The organism is Agrobacterium sp. El2ro-1b, assembly GCF_048298475.1.
Lineage (GTDB): Bacteria > Pseudomonadota > Alphaproteobacteria > Rhizobiales > Rhizobiaceae > Agrobacterium > Agrobacterium fabrum.
Genome location: NZ_CP103458.1, coordinates 2,503,451 through 2,520,209 on the forward strand (window position 1 = coordinate 2,503,451; position 16,759 = coordinate 2,520,209).

Sequence of the window (16,759 nt, forward strand, 5' to 3'; positions counted from 1 at the left end):
CCAAAGCAGCCTTTCCAGAAGATCAGGACGCCGTGCGGTTCTGGCGGTTGGCGATAAGGTCTTCCACCACCGCCGGATCGGCAAGCGTCGATGTATCCCCGAGCGCACCAAAATCGTCCTCGGCAATCTTGCGCAGAATACGGCGCATGATCTTGCCGGAACGCGTCTTCGGCAGGCCCGGTGCGAACTGGATCTTGTCCGGTGTCGCAACCGGTCCGATCTCGTTGCGCACATGCTTCACCAGCTCCTCACGCAGCGCATAATCGCCATTCTGCCCCGCCATCAGCGTGACATAGCAATAAATGCCCTGTCCCTTGATGGGGTGCGGATAACCGACCACGGCCGCTTCCGAAACGAGATGATGCGACACCAGCGCCGATTCGACTTCGGCCGTTCCGAGACGGTGGCCCGAGACGTTCAGCACGTCATCAACGCGGCCGGTGATCCAGTAATAACCGTCCTCGTCGCGCCGGCAGCCGTCACCGGTGAAGTACTTGCCCTTGTAGGTGGAGAAGTATGTATCGACGAAGCGCTGGTGATCGCCATAAACCGAGCGCGACTGGCCCGGCCAGCTGTCGGTGATGCAGAGATTGCCGTCTGCCGGCCCTTCCAGCACATTCCCCTCGGCGTCGACAAGCTGAGGCTGCACGCCGAAGAATGGCCGTGTGGCCGAACCCGGTTTCAGATCAGTCGCGCCGGGCAGCGGCGAGATGAGGATGCCACCCGTTTCCGTCTGCCACCAGGTATCGACGATCGGGCTCTTGTCCTCGCCGACCACATGGTAATACCACTCCCATGCTTCCGGGTTGATCGGCTCGCCGACCGTTCCAAGCAGCCGCAGGCTGTCACGGGATGAGCGCGTGACGAACTGGTCGCCCGCCCCCATCAGCGATCGGAGCGCCGTCGGCGCGGTATAGAAGATATTGACCTTGTGCTTGTCGATGACTTCCCAGAAACGACCCTGATCCGGGAAGTTGGGAACGCCTTCGAACATCAGCGTCGTCGCACAATTCGCAAGCGGCCCGTAGACGATGTATGAATGGCCCGTGACCCAGCCGACATCGGCCGTACACCAGAAGACCTCGCCATCCTTGTAGTCAAAGACATATTCATGCGTCATCGACGTATAGACGAGGTAACCGCCCGTCGTGTGCAGCACGCCCTTCGGCTTGCCGGTGGAGCCTGACGTGTAAAGGATGAACAGCGGATCTTCCGCCCGCATCTTCGCCGGCGGGCAATCCGGTTTCACGGTCGCAATTTCCTGATGGTACCAGATGTCGCGGCCCGGCGCCCAGCCGGTCTTGCCGCCGGTGCGGCGCACGACCAGAACCTTGTTGACGATGACATATTGCTTGGCAGCGATATCGATCGCCTTGTCGGTGTTTTCCTTAAGCGGGATCGGCTTGCCGCCGCGCACGCCTTCATCGCAGGTGATGACGAAGGTCGATTCGCAGTCGACGATACGGCCGGCCAGCGCTTCCGGCGAGAAGCCGCCAAAGACGACGGAATGCACGGCGCCGATGCGGGCGCAGGCGAGCATGGCATAAGCCGCCTCGGGGATCATCGGCATGTAGATGGTGACACGGTCGCCCTTCTTGACGCCGTGCTTCTTCAGCACATTGGCCAGACGGCAGACATAATCATAGAGCTGGTTATAAGTGATCTTCTTGTCGATATAGGGATTGTCGCCTTCCCAGATGATCGCCGTGCGCTCGCCATGCGTCTTCAGATGCCTGTCGATACAGTTGTAGGAGACGTTCGTCAGGCCATCCTCGAACCACTTGATCGGCACACGCCCCTTGAATGAGGTGTTCTTGACCTTGGTATAGGGCTTGAACCAGTCGATCCGCCGGCCGTGCTTGTCCCAGAATTTTTCCGGATCCTCGACGCTCTCCTGATACCATTTCTGGTAACGCTCATTGTCGATGAGCGTGCGGGCTTTCGCCGATTTGAGCACCGGGTAGATTTTGGCAGACATGAACTCCTCCTGAACCAAGTATGTCTTGTTGCGCGCCTTGAGACTCCCACCTCAGGCATGTGGTGAATTCATAGCAGGTCAATGACTGACGGCAATTAGACAAAGGCATTTGTTTCGCAAAGAATTGCAATTATGATGCAATCCGGTTATAGAGCGCCAATATCCCGGAAATCAGTGGTTGATACCACGCCCGCGACCCCGGCGCGGACGGACAGAAGGACTGTATCTATGGCTCAACAATTGCTCATGCCAAAGGCAACTGCTGTATGGCTGGTCGACAACACCGCGCTGTCGTTCGACCAGATAGCCACGTTCTGCAAATTGCATCCGCTCGAAGTCAAGGCGATTGCCGACGGCGAAGCCGCACAGGGCATCAAAGGTCTCGATCCGATCGCGACAGGACAGCTTTCCCGCGACGAGATCGCCCGTGCCGAAGGCAATCCCAACCACAAGCTCAAGCTTTCCGAGCCGAAGGTGCGTGTGCCGGAATCCAAGCGCCGTGGCCCGCGTTATACGCCGGTTTCCAAGCGTCAGGACCGCCCGAACGCCATTCTCTGGTTGGTACGCAACCATCCGGAACTCAAGGACGCGCAGATTTCGCGCCTCGTCGGCACCACCAAATCCACCATCGAGCAGATTCGCGACCGCACCCACTGGAATTCGGCCAACCTGACGCCGATGGACCCGGTAACGCTCGGCCTCTGCAGCCAGATCGATCTTGACCTCGAAGTCGAACGCGCTTCTCGCGGCCGCCCGTTGCCGACCGCCGAAGAGCTCGGCAACACGCTGCAGCCGGCAACGGCGACGGAAGGTCTGGACTACAACAACTACCAGCGCGAGGAAGAACAGCAGATCGACGCCGACGCCGTCTTCAAGAAGCTTTCTTCGCTGAAGTCCGCACCAAAGGACGAAGACGAGGACGATCAATACTGATCGAAGTCTTTCCGACATTTGAAACCCGGCCGCCGTGCCGGGTTTTTTGTTTTCAGGATTTTACCGGGTGCCGAAGATCGCCGAGCCAACCCGCACGCTGGTGGCGCCGAACTCGACGGCGGTCTCAAAATCGCCGGACATGCCCATGGAAAGCTTCTCAAGGCCGCATTGCCCGGCAAGCTTCGCCAGAAGCGCAAAATGCGGCCCCGGATTTTCCTCCGCCGGCGGAATGCACATCAATCCCTCGACCGGCAGTTTCAATTCGTCCCGGCAGAAAGCCACGAAGGCGACGGTTTCACGCGGATCGATGCCGGCCTTCTGCGGCTCAAGGCCGGTGTTGACCTGCACATAAAACCGCAGGCTGCGGCCCTGTTTGGCGCATTCTTCGGAAAGCGCGCGAGCGATTTTTTGCCGGTCGATACTTTCTACGACGTCAAATAGTGCGACGGCATCCGCCGCCTTGTTGGATTGCAGCGGTCCGATCAGACGCAGCTCGATATCGGATGTCTTTTCTTTGAGCGCAGGCCACTTACCCTGCGCTTCCTGCACGCGGTTTTCGCCAAACACGCGCTGGCCGGCATCAATGACGGGCTGGATCGCTTCTGCGTCGAAGGTCTTGGAGACCGCAACCAAGGCAATATCCCCCGCCTTGCGGCCGGATTTTTCCGCGACATCCGCAATGCGCTGCCTGACATCCTCAAGACGTGCTTCGATTTCCATCACAAGACCTTTTTTAAACCGTTCAAATCGCTAACTAGACGCCGATTGCCTTGATGCCAAGCGCCTTTAGCACCATTTGAGGCACGCTGGCCAAGATTGAACGCCCGAATGCCCCGCCAAACTTGACGCCCCGGTCGTTTCATGGTGAAGGTCAGCGCAAATTTTTCCCCTCGATACCCGGAATTTTAGATAATGGCCATCGAACGTTACAATCCTCGCGACGCCGAGCCGCGCTGGCAGCAGAAATGGAACGAAGACAAGGTTTTCGTCACCGATAACAGCGATCCGCGCGAGAAATATTACGTTCTGGAGATGTTTCCCTATCCTTCGGGACGCATCCACATGGGCCATGTCCGCAACTACGCCATGGGTGACGTCGTCGCCCGTTACAAACGCGCCCGTGGTTTCAACGTCCTGCACCCGATGGGCTGGGACGCCTTCGGCATGCCCGCTGAAAATGCGGCCATGCAGAACAAGGTCCATCCCAAGGACTGGACCTACCAGAACATCGCCACCATGCGCGGCCAGCTGAAATCCATGGGCCTGTCCTTGGACTGGACCCGCGAATTCGCCACCTGCGACGTGGAATATTACCATCGCCAGCAGGCGCTGTTCGTCGACTTCATGGAAAAGGGTCTGGTTTACCGCAAGCAGTCCAAGGTCAACTGGGACCCGGTCGACCACACGGTTCTGGCCAATGAGCAGGTGATCGACGGCCGCGGCTGGCGCTCCGGCGCACTGGTGGAACAGCGCGAACTGACGCAATGGTTCTTCCGCATCACAGATTTCAGCCAGGACCTGCTGGACGAACTGGACGAACTGGACCAGTGGCCTGAAAAAGTGCGCCTGATGCAGAAGAACTGGATCGGCCGCTCCGAAGGCCTGTCGCTGCGCTGGCAGACCGTCACTGAGACAGCTCCGGAAGGTTTTTCCGACATCACCGTCTATACGACGCGTCCCGACACGCTGTTCGGCGCCTCCTTCCTGGCGATCGCCGCCGACCATCCGCTGGCAAGAGAACTGTCGGCGAACAATCCTGATATTGCCGAGTTCTGCGACGAATGCCGCCGCCATGGCACTTCATTGGCAGCGCTGGAAACCGCCGAAAAGAAAGGCATCGATACTGGCGTCAAGGTCGTGCACCCGCTGGACGCCAGCTGGGAACTGCCTGTCTATGTCGCGAACTTTGTCTTGATGGATTACGGCACCGGCGCAATCTTCGGCTGCCCCTCGGGTGACCAGCGCGATCTGGACTTCGCCCGCAAATACGGCCTGCCAGTCGTCACCGTCGTCGCACCCGAAGGTCCCGACGCAGCAAGCTTCACCGTTGAAGACACCGCCTTCACCGATGACGGCGTGATGATCAATTCCGGCTTCCTGAACGGCATGAGGACGACGGACGCCTTCGAAGCCGTTGTGCAGAAGCTGTCGGCGCAGTCTCTCGGCAATGCGCCGCAGGCCGAACGCAAGGTCAATTTCCGCCTGCGCGACTGGGGCATTTCCCGCCAGCGTTACTGGGGTTGTCCGATCCCGGTCATTCATTGCGAAGTCTGCGGCGTGGTGCCAGTTCCGAAAAAGGACCTGCCCGTCAAGCTGCCCGACGACGTGACTTTCGATGTGCCCGGCAACCCGCTGGATCGCCATCCTACATGGCGTCACGTTTCCTGCCCGCAATGCGGCCATGACGCGCGGCGCGAAACCGACACGATGGACACCTTCGTCGATTCCAGCTGGTATTACACCCGCTTCACAGCACCGTGGGAAGATGAGCCGACCGACCCGAAAGTTGCCAATCACTGGTTGCCGGTTGACCAGTATATCGGCGGCATCGAGCATGCCATCCTGCACCTGCTCTACTCGCGCTTCTTCACCCGCGCCATGCGCGAAACAGGTCATGTCGGCGTCAAGGAACCCTTCAAGGGCCTGTTCACACAGGGCATGGTGGTCCACGAGACCTATAGCCGCGGTGAAGGCCTGACGCGCGAATGGGTGCCGCCTGCGGAACTGAGGATCGAGGAAAACGACGGCGCGCGCCGGGCGTTCCTCCTCTCTTCCGGCGAAGAGGTTAAGATCGGCTCCATCGAAAAAATGTCGAAGTCGAAGAAGAACGTGGTCGACCCTGACGATATCATCGCATCCTATGGTGCCGATACCGCACGCTTCTTCGTCCTCTCGGATTCTCCGCCCGATCGCGACGTCATCTGGTCCGAAGCCGGCGTGGAAGGTGCAAACCGATTCGTCCAGCGTGTCTGGCGCCTCATCGGTGAAGCCGCCGAACAGTTGAAGGGCGTGAAACCGAAGCCGGCGACCGAAGGCGAAGGGCTGGCAGCCTCCAAGGCGGCCCACAAGACGCTGAAGGCTGTTCAGGAAGATCTGGACAAGCTCGCCTTCAACAAGGCCATCGCCCGCATTTATGAACTGGTCAATGCACTCGCCGGTCCGCTTGCGGATGTCGCTGCGGGCGGCAAGCCTGATGACCTCAAGGCGGCCGCGCGTGACGCCGTCGAAATCCTGATCCGCATCATAGCGCCCATGACGCCGCATCTCGCGGAAGAATGCTGGTCCGCGCTGGGCAATGAAGGCTTGGTGGCTGAGACGCCGTGGCCGACCTTCGTGGCTTCGCTGGTCGAGGAAAACGACGTGGTCATGCCCGTGCAGGTCAATGGCAAGAAGCGCGGTGAATTGACAATCGCGCGCGATGCGGATCAAGATGCGGTCCGCACGGCTGCCCTTGCGCTGGACGCCGTCAAATCGATTCTTGCCGGTGGCGAGCCCAAGAAAGTCATCGTGGTTCCGCAGAGGATTGTGAACATTGTTGTCTGACGTTTTTTCGAGATGGAGCCGCGTTGCGGCAGCAATTTCCGTCGTGATGATGGCTGGTCTTCTGGCGGGCTGCCAGGTGCGCCCGCTCTACGGCGAAGCTTCCGGAACCAAGGAAAGGCTGGCGGCCGTCAGCATCACCCAGACCGGCGGCAGGGTCGGACAGGAGGTACGCAACCAGCTGATCTTCCTGACGTCGGGCGGTGCCGGCGAGCCAGCGACGGCTCAATATAACCTCAAGATCGCCGTGAGCTCGAGCGCCAGTTCGACTGAAGTGCAGAATTACGACCTGACCACGCGGACGAACAACAATTACGACGGGCCTTACCCCGGTCGCGTCGTGATGGCTGGTCAATATGTCCTGACGCGCGTCTCCGACGGTCAGATTCTGCGCTCCGCACGCCGCAGCGTGACGGCGCAGGTGGATCTGCCGCAGCAGGAATTCGCCAAGATCAGGGCAATCCGCGACGCCGAAAACCGTGCGGCCCGCGAGCTGGCAGAGATCATCCGCACCGACGTCGCCGCCACGCTCGGCCGCTGAGAGCGGCAGCCGTGACGGAGATAAAGTCCCATGAATTCGAGCGCTTCGCCGAAAATCCGGCGGAGCGCTTTCGCGTTTTTGTGCTCTATGGACCGGATCGTGGTCTGGTATCGGAGCGGGCGGGCCTCATCGCCAAGAAGACCGGCATCGATCCCGATGACGCTTTCGCATCGCTGAAACTGACCGCGTCAGATCTGCAGGGCGACCCTGGCCGCCTGCTTGATGAAGTGAACGCCATCGGCCTTTTTGGTGGCGAAAAACTTGTGTGGGTCAAAAGCGCCTCCGCTGAAAAGGCGCTGGTGGATGCGCTTCAGATTCTGGCAGACACACCACCGGAAGCAAGTTTCCTGATCATCGAAGCGGGCGACATCAAAAAGGGCACGGGGCTGCGTAAGATAGCGGAGCCGGCGCGCTCCATTGCGGCAATCCCCTGTTATGCGGACGATGCGCGCTCCTTAAACGCATTGATCGATCAGGAACTCTCCGCGAATAATCTGCGCATTGCGCCGGCTGCACGACAAAGGCTGATCGAGCAGCTCGGCGGCGACCGTATCGCCTCGCGCAACGAAATCCGCAAGCTGGCACTCTATTGCCTCGGGGCCGACGTGATCGAGGAAGATGATATTCTGGCCATCATCGGCGATGCCAGCACGGTTTCGGCCGACGATGCCGTCGACGCCATCCTGAAAGGCGACAGGAACGCCTTTTTCCACGCCACCCAGAAGATCATTTCATCGAAAACGCCGATCTTCCTCGTCCTCCAGGGATGCCTTAAGCAATTCCAGCTGCTCGACCAGATGCGCGCCGAGATGGATGAGAAAAAGCAGCAGGCCGGCCAGGTCATGCAGACGCTCGGACGCCATATCCATTTTCGCCGGAAACCGATCATCGAAAGAGCGCTGCGGACGTGGCAGCCAGCGGCGATTGCCCGTGAGATGAACCGTCTGCAGGCAGCCATCCTGCAAAGCCGCCAGCGGCAAAGCCTGGAGGAAAGCGTGGCTCTCCTAACATTGCTGTCGACCACGCTTCAGTCCGGTCGCGGTGGATAAACAAAAAAGCCCTCGTGCTGATGCAACGAGGGCTTTTCGAATTTTGATCCAGAAAGGTTCTGGTTCAGTCGCCCTTGCCGGGCTCAGCAGAGAAATAAAGCTCCAGCTTACCTTCGACCCCGTCCATTTCCTTGGCTTCCGGCATCGGATCACGCTTGATGGTGATATTCGGCCAGATGGCCGCATATTCGGTATTGATCTTCAACCACTTGTCGAGACCCGGCTCCGTATCGGGCTTGATGGCCTCAGCGGGACATTCCGGTTCGCACACACCGCAATCGATGCATTCATCGGGATTGATAGCGAGGAAATTTTCACCCTCGTAAAAGCAGTCGACAGGGCAGACCTCAACGCAATCGGTATATTTGCAGCGGATGCAATTGTCGGTCACGACATATGTCATGATGAACTCCAGAATATGCAGGCCGGGTCTTTGGGCTTCGGAACACAAGCCGTCGCCCGGAATTCAGACAGGGCAATTTCGCAAGTGACGTAATGCCTTTGCCAGCAGATAGCAAGGATAACAATTCTGAAAAACGAGGCAGACCTGGAGGTTTATTCTATTCTTTGCTTCCGTCACTGTCAGACAGAAACCTGTCGAGCGCCCTGCGCTCTTTTTTGGTCGGACGCCCACTGCCGGGCTCGCGCAGCGCCTGCTCGAGAGGAGTCAACCTGTCGGACGGTTCCCGCGGTGGCGTCTGGTCGTCATAAAGAAGCCGGGCTTCCTCATAAGGTCCGCGTCGCGCTCCGCCGGATTTGACGACGAGTACCTTGTCCATCCGCTCAAAGCCGATGTCCAGCCTATCCCCCACCTTCAGCATGTGGCTGGGCTGGCGGATGGCAGCGCCGTTGACCTTTACATGACCCGACTGGATGTAACTCTGGGCCAGCGATCGGGACTTGGCCATACGAGCAAAGAACAGCCACTTGTCCAGACGCTGACGCGTGCTTTCCAGTGGCTGTTCGTTGCTTCCCATGGGCTTACTTCTTCAGCTGCTCCTTGAGCGCAGCGAGCTTTGCGAAAGGCGAATCCGGATCCATCGGCTTCTCCTTGCGCGGCGGCTTGGCTTCGAAGCGCTGCTGACCCTGCGGTTTTCCGCCACGGTCGTTACGCTCCGGCCTGTCCTTGCGCTCCCCGCGATCATTGTTGCGGTTGTTGCCGCGATCGGGGCGACCGCCGTCACGCTTGCGCTCACCATCGCCACCGCGATTGGCTGCTTCGCGATTTGCACCGTCGCGATTTGGATTGTCCCGATTTGCACCGTCACGATTGTCGCGACGGCCTTCGCCGCGACGCTCGCCCTGCTCGCGTGCCCCATCACGACCCTGACCGCGATGGCCGGGACGACGGTTTTCGCCGCGCTGATTTTCGTTGCGGCCACCCGGACGCCACAGAAGAACGGGCTTCGGCTCGGAAGGCTCCGCACCTTCGACAGACACGGCCTCACCTGCGGCAACCTCTTCGCCGACAGCTTCCGCGACCGGCGCCTCGGAAGCGTCGCCTTCGGCAACAGCCGCCGTTTCGGTTTCCTGTTGTTCGGAAGCCGGTTCGTCCTGCGCGGTCTCAGCGCTTTCCTCTTCGCCCGTCACCGCTTCTGCGGCGACAGGAGCGGCGGCGCCAACGTGGCTGGCGAGGAAGGCCTGCGCCTCTTCCGCCGTGACCTGATCGGCACGGTAACCGAGGCCCTTGAGGATTTCTTCCATGTCGTCGAGCGTTGCGCCGAGAATGGAAAGCATGGCGGTCGTCGTCGTGAAACGACGGCCATCATAAGCGCCTTCCGGGCGCGGCTGCTGACCGGGCTTCCACTGCAGCAGTGGACGGATCAGATCGGCCAGACGCTCGAGAATGTCGATACGCACGGCGCGCTTTCCGAGGAAACGGAAACCGGCGAGCTTGTAAAACATCCGCTCGAAGCTCGCATCTGTCACGACCGAGGTGCGGCCGGCGGCCAGCACCGGAATGAGATCGCCATAACCCGGCTTGCCGAGACCATCATTCTTCAGCGCCCAGAGCAGCGTGACAAGCTCGGCCGGGGCCGGCTTCAGCAATGCGGGCAGGAAGACGTGATAAGCGCCAAAACGCACGCCGTAGCGGCGCATGGAGGCGCGCGCATCCTGATCCAGCGACTTCACGTCTTCGGTGACGTCGCGGCGGAACAGCACGCCCAGATTTTCGACCAGCTGGAACGCCAGTCCCTTTGCGAGACCCTGAAGGTCTTCGGCGCGCGAAATATCGTCTAGCGGCTTCAGCACGGTCGCAATCTGATGATTGACGAAACGTTCGACGCGCGCCACCGCATGATCGCGGGCATTGCCGCTCAACTGCTCGTCGGCCAGCAGGATCACCCGCGGCTTCATGATGTTATCGCCTGCCGCGAGGCGGGCAACCGGCTCGCCAAGCCAGCGAACCAGACCATCGGAGCTCAAAGCGAGATCGCCGTTGCCGCTGGCATGCAGACGCGCAGCGCGCGCCTCATACTCCAGCGCCAGCGCCTTCTGCGACGCAGCCTGCACGGCCTTCTGATCCGGCCCTTCCATTCCCGACACCGGCGTGAACCGGAATCCGGCCAATTGGCCGACGTGATGTCCTTCTACGAAGACATCACCATTTACACTGATTTCAGCTTCAAGCATCGCATTCTCTCTCAGGCGCCTCATGAGCACAGATGTCCTGCGATCAACAAAGCGTTTCGTCAACCTTTCATGTAGAGCATCGGACAATCGATCCTCGATTTCCCGCGTCTTTTCTTGCCAGTGTGTCGGATCGGCAAGCCATCCTGGGCGGTTCGATACATAAGTCCATGTTCTGATCTGCGCAATCCTTGCGGACAATGTATCGATCTCTCCATCCGTCCGGTCGGCACGGCGCACCTGCTCGGCCATGAAATCCTCGTTCACCGCCCCGCGCTTGACGAGATCGAAATAAAGCGTGGAGATCAGGTCGGCATGCTGTGCGGGGGCGATGCGGCGATAATCAGGCAGCGCGCAGGCCTCCCAGAGTTTTTCCACCCGCGCATCCGTCGTGGTCACGTCGATGATCTCAGGATAACGCGACAGATACTCCAGCGCCTGCTGGTCAATGGCGGGCAAGGCGCGCGAAAGCCCCTGGATCGCCGGCGCGGCATCAAGGCTCGTGCGCAGATTGGCGATGGAGGAAAAATCGAAATTTTTCGTCCGCCATTGCAGCACCTTCACCGCATCGAACTGATGGGTCTCGATCCGCTTCACCAACTCGTCGTCGAACGGATCGACACGCCCCGTCACACCGAATGTGCCGTCGCGAAGATGACGGCCGGCGCGGCCGGCAATCTGGCCGATTTCACCCGGATTGAGGTTGCGGAACTGGTAACCGTCGAATTTGCGGTCCTGCGCGAAGGCGACGTGATCGACGTCGAGGTTGAGACCCATGCCGATGGCATCCGTCGCGACAAGATATTCCACATCGCCCGACTGGTAGAGACCCACCTGCGCATTGCGCGTGCGCGGCGAAAGCGCACCCATCACAACGGCCGCTCCGCCGCGCTGGCGGCGCACCAGCTCGGCAATGGCGTAGACCTCCTCCGCCGAAAAGGCGACGATCGCCGTGCGTTGCGGCAGGCGGGTTATCTTCTTCTGGCCGGCATAAAAAAGCTGCGACAGACGCGGCCGCTCGACCACGGTTATTCCCGGCAGCAGCTTTTCAAGGATCGGGCGCATCGTGCCGGCACCCAGAAGCAACGTCTCTTCCCGCCCGCGCAGATGCAGCACCCGGTCGGTGAAGATATGACCGCGTTCAAGATCGCCGGCCAGCTGCACCTCATCGATGGCGACGAAAGCGGCGGTCGTCTCGCGCGGCATGGCTTCCACGGTGCAGACGGAATATTTGGCTTTGGGCGGTGAGATTTTTTCTTCGCCTGTTATCAGCGCCACATTCGGCGCCCCCACCTTTTCAACCAGACGGGTATAGACCTCCCGCGCCAGAAGGCGCAGTGGGAGGCCGATGACACCGTTGCCATGCGCCACCATCCGCTCGATCGCGTAATGGGTCTTGCCGGTATTGGTGGGGCCGAGAACGGCCGTGACACCGCGGCCGCTCAGGATCATGGGGCGAAAATTCAACGTAGCATCCGCGAGTCGACTTCATCTGCTTGCCGTGCCGCCCGGCATCACCGGATGCGGGCCGCACGCACCACACATGGCAATGCGCACCGACAAAGGCAATAGGCCTCATCCGCAAAGTAGCGCAGGAGGGCTTCTCTGGTGAATTTTCCTTTCGGATTCAGCAACTTGATGCTTCAAAAAGAATCCGGCGAAAATGGAATCGATTCGGTTGCGGAACAGTCTGCGAACGAATCGAATACGAATCGCTGACTCTCCCTGATTCCGTTTTTGTTCTCCGCAATATCTGGTTGGAAAATTGGTGCCCCATACCAGATTGTGAATCCGGGTAAGTCCTTGCCCGGATTCAGCTTTCCATTCCCGGAAAATACCCTAATGGCCTGTCAAGCGACAATTACGGAGGGCGCTGTTCACCCCTTAACGAAGGGTCCCGGTCAAAGCGCCTCGCCGGCAAGAAGGCGCGGCGCATTCGCGTCCGTCGTGCCGGCGGCCTGACCGATGAAATAGGACTTGAGACCCGGCAACCGATCGACAACACCGAGACCGAAATCGCGCATGATGCGGATGGGGCCGACATCATTGGAGAAAAGCCGGTTCAGCACATCCGTCGTCACACCCATGCGCAATGTGTCGAAACGTCGCCAGGATTGATACCGCTCGAGAACGTTGAGAGAGCCGATATCAAGACCGAGGCGGTCGGCCTCTACCACGGTTTCAGCGAGGGCTGCCACATCCTTGAAGCCGAGATTGAGGCCCTGTCCGGAAATCGGGTGGATGCCGTGCGCCGCGTCACCCGCAAGCGCAAACCGTGGCGCAACGAAGGAGCGCGCCAGCGTGAGGCCCAGCGGAAAGGCACGTCGTAGACCGACCGGACGGACCGGCCCGAGCTTGTGGCCGAACCGGCGCTCCAGCTCTTCCTCGAAGACAAGATCGTCGGAGGCGACCAGCCTGTCGGCATCGGCCGTGCGCTCGGTCCAGACAAGCGAGGAGCGATTTCCCTTCAACGGCAGGACGGCAAAGGGGCCGGAAGGCAGGAAATGCTCCTCAGCGCAGCCCTCATGCGGCCGTTCGTGCTCGACGGTCGTGACGATACCAGACTGGTCATAGGCCCAATGCACCGTCTTGATGCCGGCCATGTCCCGCAGAGCGGAACGAACACCATCACAGGCAACGAGCAATCGCGCTTCCAGCGATGAACCGTCGGAAAGGGTGATGGCTGTCGATTGCGGTCCCGAAATAAAACCGGAAACACTGATACCGTGGCGGATTTTAATGCCCAGACGCTCACAAAGGCCACGCAGCGCGGCCACCATCGCAACATTCGGCACCATATGGGCAAAAGGCCTGCCCTCCTCCACAGCACCGTCAAAGGTCAGAAACACCGGGCGGACGGGATCGGCAGTCTTCGAATCGGTAACGACCATCTTGTGGATCGGCTGCGCCTCAGGCTCGATCTCGTTCCATATGCCGAAAACATCGAGCATGCGCGTGGCCGCCGAAATGACGGCGGAGGCACGGACATCCTTCTTCCAGACATCATCAGGGGCGGCTTCAATCACCTGTACATCGAGGTGCGGTGCAGCCTGCTTGATGGCGACAGCAGCGGAAAGACCGACATATCCGCCACCTGCAACTACCACGTCCAGCATCGCGCTTCTCCTCAAATCTTGTGCACGCATCATCGGCGCACTATAGACCATGTGACGTCTTCCTACAGCCGGAGCAGGCCGAAAAAATGTCGCATCCTTCGCAAACGTCAGACCCGATGGTCAATCTCATTGTCACGCTTGATCTCGAGAAGCTGGAAGAGAACCTCTATCGGGGCGAAAGCCCGCAGATCGGCTGGCAGCGGGTTTTTGGCGGCCAGGTCATCGCACAGGCCCTGATTGCCGCGCAAAGAACCGTGGATGACGACCGTTTCGTTCATTCGCTGCATGCCTATTTCATGCGCCCCGGCGATCCGCTGGTTCCTATCGTCTACCAGGTGGAGCGCATCCGCGACGGCGCAAGCTTCTGCACCCGCCGCGTGGTCGCCATCCAGCACGGCAAGGCAATTTTTTCCATGTCGGCATCGTTTCAGATATTCGAGGACGGCTTTGACCATCAAATCAAGATGCCCGATGTGACACCGCCTGAAAAACTGATGAGCGAGGAACAGATGCAGGCGGCCTTCCTCGCCAAGGCGCCCGCTTCGATCCGTAAATACTGGAGCAACAAGCGACCAATCGAGATCAGGCCGGTTTCGCTGACCCATTATATCTCGAAGGAAAAGCTGGAGCCGCAGCAGGATATCTGGGTTCGCGCCGTCGGCGATGTGCCCGCTGATCCGCGCCTGCAATCGGCCATTCTCGCCTATCTCTCCGACATGACGCTGCTCGACACCTCGCTTTATGCCCATGGAACGACGATCTTCGATCCGTCCATTCAGGTTGCGAGTCTCGACCACGCCATGTGGTTCCACCGCCCCTGCCGGCTGGATGACTGGCTGCTCTACACCCAGGACAGCCCCAGCGCGTCCGGCGCTCGGGGACTGACCCGTGGCAATATTTTCACCAGGCAGGGTCAACTCGTCGCCTCCGTCGCGCAGGAGGGTTTGATCCGCAAAAGGGCAAATGATTAAATAATGCGCTTTTTTAAAAAATCGCACATTTTATAGACGCTTTTTTGGGCGACAAATGCCCCTTTTTCAGACGTCCGTCATATAATCTTTATATTTCAATAAATTACGCCCCTGTATCAAAACTGGCACGCCCTTTGAATGTATGTCCGCAGTCGCTGTTACTGATCTGCCAGCGGCAAGGAGAGTCGGCTCCATGCCGAGGACAAACAAAGGATGGGAAACCAGATGAAAATTGTGATGGCCATTATCAAGCCGTTCAAGCTGGATGAGGTGCGCGAAGCACTCACCGGCGTCGGCATCCAGGGCCTGACCGTGACCGAGGTGAAGGGTTACGGACGTCAGAAGGGGCATACCGAGATTTATCGCGGTACGGAATACGCGGTGAGCTTCCTTCCCAAGCTGAAGATCGAGATCGCAGTTCCATCCGACGTCGTCGACAAGGCCGTCGAGGCGATCGCGTCTGCGGCAAAGACCGGGCAGATCGGTGACGGCAAGATCTTTGTCTACTCTATCGAACAGGCCGTGCGCATTCGTACCGGCGAAACCAACACAGAAGCGCTTTAAAGCACGGCTGACAGGGGAGTTTTCCAACTATGCAACTCAACAAGTTTTTGACGCTCGGCAAGCTGGGCGCCGCAGCGACGGCCCTGATGGCCCCGGCCATCGCCTTTGCCCAGGATGCAGCGCCAGCAGTAGCGGCAGCGGCTCCTGTTCCGGAAAAAGCCGATACCGCCTTCATGTATATTGCAACGATCCTCGTGCTGTTCATGATTATTCCCGGTCTGGCGCTGTTTTACGGCGGTCTGGTCCGCACCAAGAACATGCTCTCCGTTCTCATGCAGTGCACGGTCATCGGCGCAGTCATGATGCTCGTCTGGGTCATCTACGGTTACTCCTTCGCCTTCGGCGGCGGCACCGGTCCGTATTTCGGCGGCTTCGGCAAGCTGTTCCTGTCGGGCGTTTCGCTTGACAGCACGTCTGCCACCTTCTCGCAGGGTGTCGTGATCTACGAATACACCTTCATCGCCTTCCAGATGACCTTTGCGGCCATCACGCCTGCGCTGATCATCGGTGCTTTTGCAGAACGCGTGAAGTTCTCCGCCGTCATCCTCTTCACCATCCTGTGGGCCACCTTCGTCTACTTCCCGATCGCGCACATGGTCTGGGACGCGAACGGCCTGATCTTCGGCATGGGCGCCCTCGACTTCGCTGGCGGCACCGTCGTTCACATCAATGCCGGTATCGCTGGCCTGATCGGCGCTATCATGGTTGGCAAACGCACCGGCTTCGGCAAGGACATGATGGCTCCCCACTCCATGACGCTGACGCTGGTTGGCGCCGCCATGCTGTGGTTCGGCTGGTTCGGCTTTAACGCCGGATCCAACCTCGAGGCATCGGGCGGTGCGGTTCTCGCAACCATGAACACCTTCCTTGCGACTGCTGCGGCCATCGTTTCCTGGTCGCTGGTTGAGAGCTTCACCCGCGGTAAGGCTTCCATGCTGGGTGCCGCTTCGGGCATGATCGCCGGTCTCGTCGCCGTCACGCCTGCTGCCGGCTCCGTCGGCCCTATGGGTGCGATCGTTCTCGGTCTCATCGTTTCGCCGATCTGCTACTTCTTCGTCTCCGTGGTGAAGAACAAGTTCGGTTATGACGACACTGCCGACGTCTTCGGCGTCCACGGCATCGGTGGCATCATCGGCGCCCTCGGCACCGGCATCTTCACCTCGCCGCTGCTTGGCGGCACCGGCAAGGCAGATTTCTCCATCTCTTCGCAGCTCTGGACCCAGTTCGTTGCCGTCGCCATCACCATCGTCTGGTGCGCGGTCGTCTCGGTAATCCTCTACAAGATCGTCGACGTGATCGTTGGTCTTCGGGTTCCGGTCGAAGCCGAACGCGAAGGTCTCGACCTCGCGACCCACGGCGAAGCTGCTTACCACTCCTGATATCAGGGAAAAGGGGTTCTCCATCCCCTCTCCCGCAAGAAGGCCCGCTCCGGCGGG

The 16,759-nt window shown here is 59.6% G+C and carries 13 protein-coding genes; 7 read left to right on the forward strand and 6 right to left on the reverse strand.

What is annotated here, in order from left to right; genetic code table 11:
- Positions 1–22: 22 nt before the first annotated feature.
- Positions 23–1,978, reverse strand: coding sequence for an acetate--CoA ligase (gene acs / locus NYR50_RS12270; RefSeq protein WP_269700996.1), 1,956 nt, complete (start codon positions 1,976–1,978; stop codon positions 23–25).
- Between the two features lie 228 nt (positions 1,979–2,206).
- Here acs and NYR50_RS12275 point away from each other — a divergent pair, with 228 nt between their 5' ends.
- Positions 2,207–2,911, forward strand: coding sequence for a DUF1013 domain-containing protein (locus NYR50_RS12275; RefSeq protein ID WP_162688151.1), 705 nt, complete (start codon positions 2,207–2,209; stop codon positions 2,909–2,911).
- A 60-nt stretch (positions 2,912–2,971) separates the two neighbouring features.
- Here the strand turns inward: NYR50_RS12275 and NYR50_RS12280 are convergent, their stop codons facing one another.
- On the reverse strand, positions 2,972–3,631 hold the full coding sequence (locus NYR50_RS12280) for a YggS family pyridoxal phosphate-dependent enzyme (RefSeq protein WP_418136126.1): 660 nt from the start codon (positions 3,629–3,631) through the stop codon (positions 2,972–2,974).
- Positions 3,632–3,823: 192 nt separating this feature from the next.
- Between NYR50_RS12280 and leuS the strand changes: the two genes are divergently transcribed.
- Genes leuS through holA form a run of 3 tightly spaced genes read left to right on the forward strand, consistent with a single transcriptional unit; the run spans position 3,824 to position 8,041 of the window.
- Complete coding sequence (gene leuS / locus NYR50_RS12285) at positions 3,824–6,454, forward strand: leucine--tRNA ligase (protein ID WP_418136127.1); 2,631 nt, start codon at positions 3,824–3,826, stop codon at positions 6,452–6,454.
- Positions 6,447–6,992 carry an LPS assembly lipoprotein LptE gene (lptE, locus tag NYR50_RS12290; RefSeq protein WP_418136128.1) on the forward strand — a complete coding sequence of 182 codons (546 nt, stop codon included), beginning with the start codon at positions 6,447–6,449 and terminating at the stop codon, positions 6,990–6,992. The genes leuS and lptE overlap by 8 nt, the downstream gene beginning before the upstream one ends.
- An 11-nt stretch (positions 6,993–7,003) precedes the next feature.
- The gene (gene holA, locus NYR50_RS12295; RefSeq protein ID WP_418136129.1) at positions 7,004–8,041 is read left to right on the forward strand and encodes a DNA polymerase III subunit delta; all 1,038 of its coding nucleotides are present in this window, start codon (positions 7,004–7,006) and stop codon (positions 8,039–8,041) included.
- Between the two features lie 64 nt (positions 8,042–8,105).
- Here holA and fdxA read toward each other — a convergent pair whose 3' ends face one another.
- From fdxA to NYR50_RS12315, 4 genes are all read right to left on the reverse strand, one after another.
- Complete coding sequence (gene fdxA / locus NYR50_RS12300) at positions 8,106–8,444, reverse strand: ferredoxin FdxA (protein ID WP_010972540.1); 339 nt, start codon at positions 8,442–8,444, stop codon at positions 8,106–8,108.
- A 157-nt stretch (positions 8,445–8,601) separates the two neighbouring features.
- Positions 8,602–9,018, reverse strand: a complete 417-nt coding sequence (locus NYR50_RS12305; RefSeq protein ID WP_418136130.1) for an RNA-binding S4 domain-containing protein — start codon at positions 9,016–9,018, stop codon at positions 8,602–8,604.
- 4 nt (positions 9,019–9,022) lie between these two features.
- Positions 9,023–12,124, reverse strand: a complete 3,102-nt coding sequence (locus tag NYR50_RS12310; RefSeq protein WP_418137298.1) for a helicase-related protein — start codon at positions 12,122–12,124, stop codon at positions 9,023–9,025.
- A 449-nt stretch (positions 12,125–12,573) separates the two neighbouring features.
- Entirely contained in the window at positions 12,574–13,788 is a 1,215-nt protein-coding gene (locus NYR50_RS12315) for a ubiquinone biosynthesis hydroxylase (RefSeq protein WP_418136131.1), read from the reverse strand.
- 86 nt (positions 13,789–13,874) lie between these two features.
- Between NYR50_RS12315 and tesB the strand changes: the two genes are divergently transcribed.
- From tesB to NYR50_RS12330, 3 genes are all read left to right on the forward strand, one after another.
- Positions 13,875–14,759 (forward strand): acyl-CoA thioesterase II, encoded by an 885-nt coding sequence (tesB, locus tag NYR50_RS12320; RefSeq protein ID WP_418136132.1) that lies wholly within the window; start codon positions 13,875–13,877, stop codon positions 14,757–14,759.
- A 213-nt stretch (positions 14,760–14,972) separates the two neighbouring features.
- Entirely contained in the window at positions 14,973–15,323 is a 351-nt protein-coding gene (locus NYR50_RS12325; RefSeq protein ID WP_004444057.1) for a P-II family nitrogen regulator, read from the forward strand.
- Between the two features lie 29 nt (positions 15,324–15,352).
- On the forward strand, positions 15,353–16,702 hold the full coding sequence (locus tag NYR50_RS12330) for an ammonium transporter (RefSeq protein WP_418136133.1): 1,350 nt from the start codon (positions 15,353–15,355) through the stop codon (positions 16,700–16,702).
- Positions 16,703–16,759: the final 57 nt, after the last annotated feature.

What these genes read in the sequence shown, in the direction of transcription:
- acs (WP_269700996.1), bottom strand. Translation starts at nt 1,978, where the DNA reads ATGTCTGCCAAAATCTACCCGGTGCTCAAATCGGCGAAAGCCCGCACG.
- NYR50_RS12275 (WP_162688151.1), top strand. Translation starts at nt 2,207, where the DNA reads ATGGCTCAACAATTGCTCATGCCAAAGGCAACTGCTGTATGGCTGGTC.
- NYR50_RS12280 (WP_418136126.1), bottom strand. Translation starts at nt 3,631, where the DNA reads ATGGAAATCGAAGCACGTCTTGAGGATGTCAGGCAGCGCATTGCGGAT.
- leuS (WP_418136127.1), top strand. Translation starts at nt 3,824, where the DNA reads ATGGCCATCGAACGTTACAATCCTCGCGACGCCGAGCCGCGCTGGCAG.
- fdxA (WP_010972540.1), bottom strand. Translation starts at nt 8,444, where the DNA reads ATGACATATGTCGTGACCGACAATTGCATCCGCTGCAAATATACCGAT.
- NYR50_RS12305 (WP_418136130.1), bottom strand. Translation starts at nt 9,018, where the DNA reads ATGGGAAGCAACGAACAGCCACTGGAAAGCACGCGTCAGCGTCTGGAC.
- NYR50_RS12310 (WP_418137298.1), bottom strand. Translation starts at nt 12,124, where the DNA reads ATGATCCTGAGCGGCCGCGGTGTCACGGCCGTTCTCGGCCCCACCAAT.
- NYR50_RS12315 (WP_418136131.1), bottom strand. Translation starts at nt 13,788, where the DNA reads ATGCTGGACGTGGTAGTTGCAGGTGGCGGATATGTCGGTCTTTCCGCT.
- tesB (WP_418136132.1), top strand. Translation starts at nt 13,875, where the DNA reads ATGTCGCATCCTTCGCAAACGTCAGACCCGATGGTCAATCTCATTGTC.
- NYR50_RS12325 (WP_004444057.1), top strand. Translation starts at nt 14,973, where the DNA reads ATGGGAAACCAGATGAAAATTGTGATGGCCATTATCAAGCCGTTCAAG.
- NYR50_RS12330 (WP_418136133.1), top strand. Translation starts at nt 15,353, where the DNA reads ATGCAACTCAACAAGTTTTTGACGCTCGGCAAGCTGGGCGCCGCAGCG.